This window comes from Pararhizobium sp. P1_E7 (assembly GCF_056405855.1).
In genome coordinates this window covers 1-7,954 of the sequence record NZ_JBFUBH010000103.1, presented here as the reverse complement: position 1 = coordinate 7,954, position 7,954 = coordinate 1, and the positions used below count along the sequence as shown (strand labels likewise).

Genomic DNA, 7,954 nt, shown 5'->3' with positions numbered 1-7,954 from the left:
TGGTCATCAYCGCCAGCGTCGACGATGGTGAGCCTGTCCGCGCCTGGATCGCCGAGCCGAACTTGCGCAGGAACAGAATCTGCGCCGCCTCGCAGGTCTCGTAAGCGTCCTTCCAGAGCCAGGAGCCTTCGGCGTCGCTGCCCTCGAAGCTTTGCGTGATGATATCGCGTAGATCGTTCGTGCCGACGGTCTGGCCGCGCTCGAGGAAGGGTAGCAACTGGCCTGCTGCAAGGTAAATTCGGCCGGCACGGCTGGCATCGTCCGATACAGTTGATAGAGGGGAATTGGCGATAACGCCGGCGGCCGGAGAAGAGAACACATTCATCGGAAGTCCTGTGGAGAGCGGAGAAGAAGATCGACCTGCCAGGACGCTCTCTCACACCGGCCAGGCCAACCCTTTCCGGCCCTTCTCTCCCTCCTGCCGCCGCTTCGGTTAAGCCAGCGACCGCAGCCTGCAGCATCAGTTCAAACCGTCGCCGGGTCAGGCGATCGTCTGCGAGTCGCTAGGGCTGGGCGCTGGAGGGACGTCGCTTAAACATGACCGTCACCCTGATCGTCGGCGTCGATCCTGGTCAGATCGGCCGGCAACATGTCGGCGATCTGCGCATCGGTGAGGTCCTCCAGCAGGCTCGGAATAGTTCCGAGACCATCACCGTTGACAAGAATGGTGCGCTTGCCGCGATCCTGGGGCGGCCAGAAACCGGTATCTGAAGCTCCTGCATAGCCTCTAAGATCCGAGGGGGTGGCGTTCCAGATGATCTCGATCTTTTCCTCGCGGCTCAGCCGGTCGGGATGTTCGGCGGTTTCGCGGACAAGAATAGCGTCCCGGAGCATCTCGGGGCTCTGCGCTATTTCAAGATCGCAGAAACCGAGAAACCAACGGTGTCGGCCGGCAATGGTCAGGGTGACGAAGACACTGGCCACTTTACCGCCTTTGAACTCCGACACGGCAAAGACACCGGGCCTGAAGAACATCGGCGGAAAGACGTCGAGCATGTACTCGTATTCTGGCTCGGCTATTTCGAACCAATCGCCGGCATAGACGGTGTCGTTGATCGGATGTTCACCGACCGGCGCGCCGCGGTGCCGGTCAAGCAGCGCGACCATCGCGGATCGTGATGCGACGGTGGGGAAAACCTTTCGGAAGGGGGGATGGGTGGGCATTACAACATCCTTTCGGACACAGCGATCCGACCACCAACAGGGGCGATCGGCATCGCGATGGAAAAGAAGAGAGGATCTCCGTGCGGTCAGGCTGCCTGTTCGAGAAGCTTCTTCGCCTTGCCTTCGAGCTCGAGACGCGTGTCCTGATGGGTCTTGTCGCGCGCCAGCGCGGTAATCCCTTGCACGAAATCGAAGATGCTTTCAGGCGGGCGGCCCTCCTCCTGGAGAACGGTGTCGATGATCTTGCCGGTTTCACCCTTGGAGAATCCACGGCGCCGCAGGAATGCGTCTCGATCCTCATCGGCGCGGGCGACGATCCGTTCACGGGCAGCCTTGATGCCTGCAACGAATGGAGCAGGCGAGGAATTGGCGAAACGCGTGAGCGCAGGTGCTGCCTCATGGGCAAAACGGTGCGCGGCGAACTTCGAATGACGGATATTGATTTCCTCGAAATTCTCCGTGCCCCACAGGTTGCGGTTGGCGCAAACGGCGCGGAGGTAAAACGACGCTATGCCGAGCGTCTTCGATCCCACCTCGCTATTCCAGGCATAGAAGCCGCGAAAGTAGAGATCGGGATCGCCATTCGGCAGTCGCCCCGCCTCGATCGGGTGCGTGTCATCCACGAGGAACAGGAACACGTCCCGATCGCTGGCGTAGAGCGTTGTCGTGTCTTTCGTGATGTCGACGAAGGGATTGTGGGTCATCGTCGCCCAGTCGAGGACGCCCGGGACCTTCCAGATCGTGTCGCCGGTTCCGTTGCCGGCGATGTTCATCACGGCCGAAACCAGCTCGTGATCCCAGATGCGGCCGTAATCCGGACCGGTCACCGCGCGAAGCTCGACACGACCGTCGTCGGTTTCCAGTGTCTTCACCAGTTCGGCGCGATGGTTCAGCAATCCATGTTGCAGATTGATGCCGGCAAGCGGCGCCGGCAACTGGCGCATATAGGTTGATGGAGCGCCAACCAGGCTGCAGAGCTGGCCAAAGCTCCAATGGGTCGGCGCGATCGGCCGGGATTGACCGGGAACGATCAGCGCCAGGCGCTGGGCATTGTCGCGGCTGGCTTCAACCCTGACGGCGCTGGTTTCGACCGTCCGGGCATGGGCGCGGTCCGCGCGTGATTTGACGGCATCGTGGAGTTCACTGAGCGACAGATAACGCTCGTCGTCCGGGCGGGAGAACCATTCGGACGAGACGCGGCCAATACGTTCACCGCGCGAGATGTCGACCTTAAAGCCGGTAGAAACCGGACGGGAATGCTGGACAAGATTATTCATGTTGCAGTCTCCTGAAACGAAAGAGCCCGGCAGATCCGCTTCAAGCGGGGCCGGGCTGGTGGAATGGAAAGAAGTGTATGATTTAGGCACCGAGACGCGGCGCAGCCGCCGCGCCTCGGATCGAACGGACCCTTGACGAATTACTCTGCCGCGTCGAGGTGGCTTTCCTGAACACCGTCGTCCGCATCGGCGACGGCGTCACCGGCATCTACGTCCTCGCTCAGGAAGGCCGGGAGATCGGCTGCTTCGACATCGAGTTCGGCATCTCCGCTATCCTGATCGATCGCCTCGGAAGCCTCACCGGGCGATGTCTCGTCGCTGTCGAGCCGCAACGGCTCCGGCAGCCATCCGCTTCCTTCGAGAAGCCGTTCAGCCTCACGCGCCATGTCAGGCTTCTTGAGATGATCAATCAACTGTGCGGATTGCTCATCCTTCGCCTCACGAACGGCCTGCAAGATCCGCGCTTTGGTCACTCTTCCGAGATAGTTATCGACCGTTGGCGTCCACCCCGCCTCGACCATGCCGAAGCCGATCGAGCGGGCAACCTGATCTGCGTGGGCAAGTGCGCGGCTGCGCTTGTTCCATGGCTCGATCACGGCGTTCAGCGACAGACTGGCGCAATGGGCAAAGAGCATCTGCCGGCTGACCTCGTCGAGCTGGATCAGGTAATCCCAGAGTGCGTCAGGATCCTTCGGCAGATCCTGCCTCCAGGCTTCCTGGCGCTGATCGATCTCCCCGGCCCAGGGCGTGTCGGAAAGTCCCGGCGTCTGACTGAAGTTCGCGCTCTGAAGCGTGAGTTCCAGGCATGAGTCCGAATCGTCGAGATAGAAGATCTTCAGCACGAAGCTGTGGAGCACGGCGATGAACGTCATCACCGGATCGTTGGCAAGGGCATTGCGAAGCGCAATCGTGCGCGCCGCTGTCAGATCGAGGATCAGGCGATCGGCAAGCGGTCGGACGGCGTCATCTTCCTCCTCGGACTGATCGGAGGAGACGGCCTTGCCGTTTACGGAAATGCCGCCGGTGGACGAAGCGGAACTTTCCACCTGTTCATCGGTGTCGTCTTCACCGCTGTCGTCGCGATGATCATCAGCTTCGATCATCGGCTCGTCTTCTGGCCGGACAAAACCGCGTTCGATCTTGAGTTCGCCGTTCGCACTGAGCGAGATGAAGACGCCGCCGCGAGCGACATCCTCCGGATCGAAGACATACGGCCGTTCGTTCAGTCCATCGAGTTCGATCCCGAGTTCCTCAAGCCTCTTCTCGGTTTCTTCGGAATATTCCTCGGTAACCGCATATGCGGCATCCAGCTTGTCATACTCGGCCTTCAACTCGTCGTAACGGCTGATCTCTTCCGCCGACATCTCAGCCTGTTCGCCGTAGAACCGGCGCAGACCTGAYGTATGGCCATACGGGAAATCGAGGGCTGCCTCGACCCACTTCCAGCCTTCCTCGGTCTTCAGGCCTTCGGCGTCGGTCTTCAGCTTCTCGAACACCAACTGTTCCAGCGTTGCCGGATCCTGAAGCCAACCACCTTGATCCTGCTCGAAGAGATCGCGCATGACCACGCCGCCGGCCGCCTCGTAGGCGTCGATACCGACATAAGCGGCACGGCGATCGCCGGCGCGGACCGCCGTCTCGGTGAGCAGCCGGCGGATGTAATACGCCTCCTTCACATGCGAGCGCGAGACCGTGTCCCAAACCTGTTCCTGTCGGACGTGGTCATTGGTGATCGAGAACGCCATGATCTGTTCGAGGTTCATCTCGTCGCCGGCATAGAGGTCGAGGAGACGCGGCGAGACCGAGGCAAGCCGAAGCCGCTGCTTCACCGTCGCCGCGGAGACAAAGAACCGGGCAGCAATCTCCTCCTCGCCCAGACCTTGTTCGCGCAGGGTCTGGAAGGCGCGGAACTGATCGAGCGGATGCAGCTGAACACGATGGACATTCTCTGCAAGCGAATCCTCGACCTCCAGCGTGTCGCTGGTGCTGACGATGCAGGGAACGCCGGCTGTCTTGGCCAACCGCTTTTGGCTGACGAGCAGTTCGAGGGCACGATACCGGCGCCCACCTGCCGGAATGCGGTAAATGCCTGTCTCCTTGCCGTCACCGTCGAGTTCGGGCCTGACGTTCAGGCTCGAAAGCAGGCCACGACGGACGATGTCCTCGGCGAGATCCTCGATCGAAACGCCCGCCTTGATCTTGCGGACGTTCTGCTGGCTGAGAATGAGCTTATTGAAGGGAATGTCACGCGCGGCACTGAGCGTGATTTTCTGGACGGCCTGGGCCATGTCGTTTCTCCATGACGGGCCGGCCGGAGCCTCTCTCCGAACCTCCAAACCCGTCACGAAATCCCCTCCCCCCTCTCCCTCTCAGCCACTCCGCACCCCGCGAATGGCAATCGCTGTTGAGCGCGAGCTCGGCGTCCAGCTGTTGTCCGAACGACTCGCCGTGTGGAGCTGGGAGAGACCTTAGGGACAAACAGTTTTCCCCCGGAGAACAAAAATGCGGTTTAGGATTGGACTTTGGGTGATACGTTTAATTCCAGAGCCACTGGAGGACGCCATCCGTTGTTTGTGGTCGTGGTATGGCGCAAACTATTGACGGTTGAAGTTCTCGATGGCCTCTCCTCCCGGCCCATCCTCTTCAGCCGTTCCCCTCTGGAGGTTGACACCTTCAAAACTTCGGGCCTCTGCTTTGGTGGAGGCCTTTTTTCTATTGATCGCTCTTCCCCCAAACGCATCGCCGCCTTGTGAATTGGCCCGCTCGGAATGGCTGTGCGCTCTCGCCCTCCTTTTCAACAGGGACAGCAATCCGTAGCCCCCGTCCATCGACCAAAGCCGCTTTCGATGTTGATGTGACCTGCTTGTCCAAGGTTTTTGGTCAGCGTCCTCCCCAGGCGGCAATACAGCGACAGGCTTTCGAGAGGCATACAGATATCATTCAAACTTCCAACCGTGATTGTTGGAAATGGAGGAGTACGGGTCGGCATCCGGCCAAAATGGATTGCGCCCGGATGCAGATTTTCCGTGGTCGACAGATCACCCGGCGCCACGAGCAAAGCGCCCTTGATCAACCGTGCGGACGGACCGTCTGCGCATTTCGCGGCCAGCGGCAACCGAGACTGTGAGCAACCGTTGGCACCGTCCTGGCCAGAGGAAGGGCCGCGCAACCATTCCATCGGATCGCCGGGATAGAAGGCAGATGAAGAGCACCGCAAAAGCCACGGCGACCAAAAAGGCAACGCCGAACGAGGCATTGGGATTGGAAAAGAAAATCTTCAGCTCCCGCCGCGCACCGCGCCATGCGGTGCCGGGCACGTAAGTGCGGACATCAGGGGCGTGAATAAGGCCAGGAACCGACCGGACTAGCCGCTCAATACCTATCGCTCGGTTCGCCTCTCAAATTCACAGGTGCGAGAAATCCGGACAAAGGCAATTACTCAACCTACGACGAATTTTAGCAGTATCGGCGACGTTTACTCGACCTTCTAGATAAACTGGGCCGAACCCTTGATCTCCTCATTGGTCGCCTGAAAGGATCTGAAGTGGCGGGGCATTAAATTGCAATCGTGGACGCAAACCATTACGTGCTCAGCACTCAAACCGCTCCAGCATCCTCCTCAATTGAGCATTTTGCAGCTGAAGTTTGCGAGCCAACTGATCGCGCAGCAGCCTGATCTCGTCATCGAGACTTTGCACCTCATCGGAAAAAGTAGCTCCGCCTGTTGGAAGCTGCGGAAAGACCTCAACTGACTTGACGACGCTGGATTCCTGGCTGCGCTTTTGTTTGCCGTGCGGTCGCTTCCTGGAAGGCAAGGATGTCAGCGCGTCATAAGTTGGAGTGGCGGTGAAATGGGCGTCATCGGATAAGGCAGCACCAGCGGCATCCACGAGCGTGGCGCTTTCCAGGTCGACCTTCCGCTGCGCACTGCTCCCCGCTTCCGCGGAATGCTCCGGTCCTGTCATTATCGTATCGGATTGATCGGCGGATTGTGGCTCCCCTTGCACCGACCGGTCACCAGAATTCGGCGTTTTGTCGGTGGCCACTTCAACAGGCTCGGGGCTTGTCGCCTCTTTTGACTTCACATCGTCGGCGAGGCCGCCTTGTGGTTCTTTCCACCACCTCGGTGTCAGTCGTGCCAGAAGGTTCCAAGGTGACGCCATTGTTCTTCGACCTCTCGTTCTACCTCGCAAGCAGGCTGCGAGCGTGAGCTTTGGCGGCGGTTATGACCGCCACCAAATTGCACAACTTAACGAGCACAGAAAAGCGGTCAGCGCTTAGCCGCCCGCCTGTGATCAACCGAGGTTGAGCCGTTTGCGCAGATCTGCATTTTCTGCACGAAGCTTCTCAGCAAGCAATTTGCGCAGTCTCTGGTTTTCTTCTTCCAGCTGCAGAAGATCCGCCATCTCGTCGATTGCAGCAGTTGGCGCTGCAGTCACTGCTTGCACAACCTTCGGAGCGCGTTTTACAGGTACCCTCTTGACACTGCTCGCATCATCGATCGGCTTGGGCTTACGTCCTCTCGTCTGCTTGCCGCGCTTGCCAGCTGTGGTGCTCGCTGCTGGTTCCACCGCAACTTCCACTGACGCCGTTTCAGGTGCCGCCTTCTTGGCGCGGGGTTTACGCTGCTTCTTGGGCACATCGATCGCTGCGTCGACAGAGGCCGGCGCGTCATTAATTGTTGTCGTGTCGTTTTCGTCGGCCATGATTGTCTCCTGTGTAGCCGGTGCAGTTGTCGGATGCCCGATTGATGGAGTCAACAAAGGCCCATTCCATTTTACTTGAGGTAGGGAGACCTCATTGTCGGATGTTCCGACTTGCTCGCCCCTAGTTAGGAATGGCATTGCCTCTTCCTGAACATCTCGTGCGACGGACTTGAGATCCATGTTGCCCCAGATCGTATTCGATTTGGGATCGGTTTTTCTGCGCCCGGATTTGTACTCAACCACGAAATTGCGTTGAACCTTTTTCACGAAATGTAGCCTCGAAATTTCCGCGGTGATGTATCAGCGAAGTGTCCAGCATCGCAACGAGCCCTGTAGATAGCGATTGCTGTATCGGCGGTCTAGCCCTACAGTTATATCCGTCATCGAACCTCAATACTCGCCGCCGCGGGTGAAAGCAGAAGAACAACATCGCTCCTAACCGAAGTCTTTGAACGATGATCAAACTGCTGAAATCTCTCTTTCGCAAACGAAAAACGGAGCCGCTGCCGGCGGAGGTTGCCGCGATCAATTCGGCACTGGACAAGTTGCGCGCCGCCGTCGCGTCAGATCAGGCAGATGGTCGCTAAGCCATGCTGAATGACGCCGCGCACGCAGCAATCACGCAATCCAGCGTGCTCAGGAAATAGTTACTACCCAAGGCGCTGCCTTCGCGATGGCAGCACGTGATATAGACGAGAAGGCACAGGCAACGAGCGCCGCTCACCTCGGGCAAGCGATCGCCGACGCAATGCTGGAAGTGTTCGACGGACTGATGGACGAGCAACGGACCTACCCTCTCCCATCACT

Annotated in this window: 9 protein-coding genes and 1 pseudogene; 3 read left to right on the top strand and 7 right to left on the bottom strand. The window is 59.1% G+C overall.

Annotated elements, in window-relative coordinates:
- The 4 genes and pseudogenes from AC1D17_RS26730 to AC1D17_RS26715 form a co-directional block, all read right to left on the bottom strand.
- Positions 1–325 (bottom strand): annotated as a pseudogene (locus AC1D17_RS26730) (strawberry notch C-terminal domain-containing protein); the annotation flags it as partial.
- A 206-nt stretch (positions 326–531) separates the two neighbouring features.
- Positions 532–1,164, bottom strand: coding sequence for a DUF1419 domain-containing protein (locus AC1D17_RS26725; protein WP_477568282.1), 633 nt, complete (start codon positions 1,162–1,164; stop codon positions 532–534).
- 86 nt (positions 1,165–1,250) lie between these two features.
- Complete coding sequence (locus tag AC1D17_RS26720; RefSeq protein ID WP_477568281.1) at positions 1,251–2,441, bottom strand: DUF932 domain-containing protein; 1,191 nt, start codon at positions 2,439–2,441, stop codon at positions 1,251–1,253.
- Positions 2,442–2,581: 140 nt separating this feature from the next.
- Positions 2,582–4,729 carry a ParB/RepB/Spo0J family partition protein gene (locus AC1D17_RS26715; RefSeq protein WP_477568280.1) on the bottom strand — a complete coding sequence of 716 codons (2,148 nt, stop codon included), beginning with the start codon at positions 4,727–4,729 and terminating at the stop codon, positions 2,582–2,584.
- A gap of 234 nt (positions 4,730–4,963) precedes the next feature.
- Here AC1D17_RS26715 and AC1D17_RS26710 point away from each other — a divergent pair, with 234 nt between their 5' ends.
- On the top strand, positions 4,964–5,194 hold the full coding sequence (locus AC1D17_RS26710) for a hypothetical protein (RefSeq protein ID WP_477568279.1): 231 nt from the start codon (positions 4,964–4,966) through the stop codon (positions 5,192–5,194).
- A gap of 41 nt (positions 5,195–5,235) precedes the next feature.
- Here the strand turns inward: AC1D17_RS26710 and AC1D17_RS26705 are convergent, their stop codons facing one another.
- The 3 genes from AC1D17_RS26705 to AC1D17_RS26695 all read right to left on the bottom strand — a co-directional run bounded on the left by AC1D17_RS26705 (position 5,236) and on the right by AC1D17_RS26695 (position 7,414).
- The gene (locus tag AC1D17_RS26705) at positions 5,236–5,619 is read right to left on the bottom strand and encodes an alpha/beta hydrolase (RefSeq protein ID WP_477568278.1); all 384 of its coding nucleotides are present in this window, start codon (positions 5,617–5,619) and stop codon (positions 5,236–5,238) included.
- Positions 5,620–6,031: 412 nt separating this feature from the next.
- Positions 6,032–6,604, bottom strand: coding sequence for a hypothetical protein (locus tag AC1D17_RS26700; protein ID WP_477568277.1), 573 nt, complete (start codon positions 6,602–6,604; stop codon positions 6,032–6,034).
- Between the two features lie 132 nt (positions 6,605–6,736).
- Entirely contained in the window at positions 6,737–7,414 is a 678-nt protein-coding gene (locus AC1D17_RS26695; RefSeq protein WP_477568276.1) for a transcriptional regulator, read from the bottom strand.
- A 188-nt stretch (positions 7,415–7,602) separates the two neighbouring features.
- Between AC1D17_RS26695 and AC1D17_RS26690 the strand changes: the two genes are divergently transcribed.
- Entirely contained in the window at positions 7,603–7,734 is a 132-nt protein-coding gene (locus tag AC1D17_RS26690; protein WP_477568275.1) for a hypothetical protein, read from the top strand.
- Between the two features lie 38 nt (positions 7,735–7,772).
- The coding region (locus AC1D17_RS26685; RefSeq protein WP_477568283.1) for a hypothetical protein at positions 7,773–7,954 on the top strand (182 nt) is incomplete at its 3' end.